Origin of the sequence: Occallatibacter sp., assembly GCF_049802275.1 — a bacterium.
Classification (GTDB): Bacteria; Acidobacteriota; Terriglobia; order Terriglobales; family Acidobacteriaceae; genus Telmatobacter.
This window is the reverse complement of the sequence record NZ_JBARMD010000528.1, coordinates 1-1,838: the sequence shown is the minus strand read 5'-3', so window position 1 is coordinate 1,838 and position 1,838 is coordinate 1. Positions and strand designations below refer to the sequence as shown.

Below are 1,838 nucleotides of genomic sequence, written 5' to 3'. Positions count from 1 at the left end.
CAGCGCCCGCAACCCAAGCCCCACCCGACCGGGCCGTGGATGAATTCGAGCCTCTCGCCTGATGAGCGAGCCGACCTGGTGTTGAAAGAGATGACGGTCGACGAAAAGATCGCTCTTCTGCATGGCGTGGGCATGCCAACAGATGACGCAGTGACCCCGGAAAACGCTGCATCGAATCGCGGCGTGGGCTACGCGGTTGGTGTTCCGCGACTCGGCATTCCGGGTATCGACATGAGCGACGCTGCTTACGGAGTGCGATCGAGCGGCGTGAATGGACGCTATTCGACGGCCCTTCCCGCTAACGTTGCCGCAGCCGCAAGCTGGGACACGGATGCGGCCTATGAATACGGCGCGCTCATCGGCCGTGAACTGCGAGCGCAGGGATTCAACATGTCGCTTGGCGGCGGCGTAAATCTCACGCGCGATCCGCGCAATGGCCGCACATTTGAGTACCTCGGCGAAGATCCCATCCTGGCCGGCACGCTTGTGGCGCGACTCATTGAGGGAACGCAGTCGGCCAATGTGATTGGCGACATCAAGCACTATGCGCTGAACGATCAGGAGAGCGGCCGCAACGCCGTCAACATCATCATCAGCAAGCGCGCGGCGCGTGAAAGCGATCTGCTGGCGTTTGAGATCGGCGTCGAAAAGGGCAAGCCGGCGGCGGTCATGTGCTCCTACAACCGCGTCAATGGCGATTTTGCGTGCGAGAACGAATGGCTGCTGACCGACGTACTGAAGAAGGATTGGAAGTTCCCCGGCTTCGTGCTGTCTGACTGGGGCGGCACGCATAGCGATGTAAAAGCTTCAGCCGCCGGCCTCGATAACGAACAGCCGGGCAGATTCTTTTACGAGAAGCGCTTCAAGGATGCTCTCGATGCAGGCAAGATCCCGCAGAGCGAACTCGACGATCACGTACGTCGCATCCTGCGATCGATGTTTGCTGTGGGCGCTGTCGATCATCCGCGGCAGCGCAGCGTTATCGATCCCTTCGCAGGATTCGAGACAGCGCGCAAGATTGAAGAAGGCGGCATCGTCCTCCTCAAAAATGAGAAGTCAGTGTTGCCGTTGAATGTCGCAAAGTTGAAAACGATTGCGGTGATCGGATCGCATTCGGACGTCGGTATGATCTCCGGCGGTGGTTCGGCGCAGGTCGATCCCATCGGCGGCAACGCCATCAAGCCCGCGGGGCAGGGTGCGACCCATTGGATGGAGGAGATCTGGTTTCCGACTTCGCCGCTGAAGGCGATCCAGGCACGTGCGCCTCATGCCACGGTAAAGTACGATCCGGGCACCGACCCAGCGGCAGCGGCTGCTGCCGCCAAGGGCGCCGATGTCGCCATTGTGTTTGCCTACATGTGGTCCAGCGAGGGAATGGACCTGAAGAGCCTGACCCTTCCTCACGATCAGGATGCAATTATTTCGGCGGTCGCCGCCGCCAATCCACACACCATCGTCGTGCTCGAGACAGGCAATCCAGTAACGATGCCGTGGGTAGACAAACCGGCGGCGATTCTCGAAGCATGGTTCGCTGGCAGCGATGGCGCAAACGCGGTGGGCAATGTTCTGTTCGGCACGGTGAATCCGAGCGGCAAGCTGCCCAACACCTTCCCGAAGAGCGAAGCTGACCTGCCGCATCCGACGATTACGATGCCGCCGCCTGAGTCTTCCCACTTCTCCGGCCCCGCATCGCCTGAGAAATGGGCGATGGGACTTCCGGCGTTCCCGATGACCTATGACGAAGGAGTGAAGGTCGGCTACAAGTGGTACGACGCTGAAAACAAGAAGCCGCTCTTTCCGTTTGGCTTTGGCCTTTCGTATACGACCTATCGCTACTC

The 1,838-nt window shown here is 60.0% G+C and carries 1 protein-coding gene; it reads left to right on the top strand.

Annotated elements, in window-relative coordinates:
• A partial coding sequence (locus WA354_RS18355; RefSeq protein ID WP_472814469.1) for a glycoside hydrolase family 3 protein occupies nucleotides 1–1,838 on the top strand: 1,838 nt, incomplete at both ends.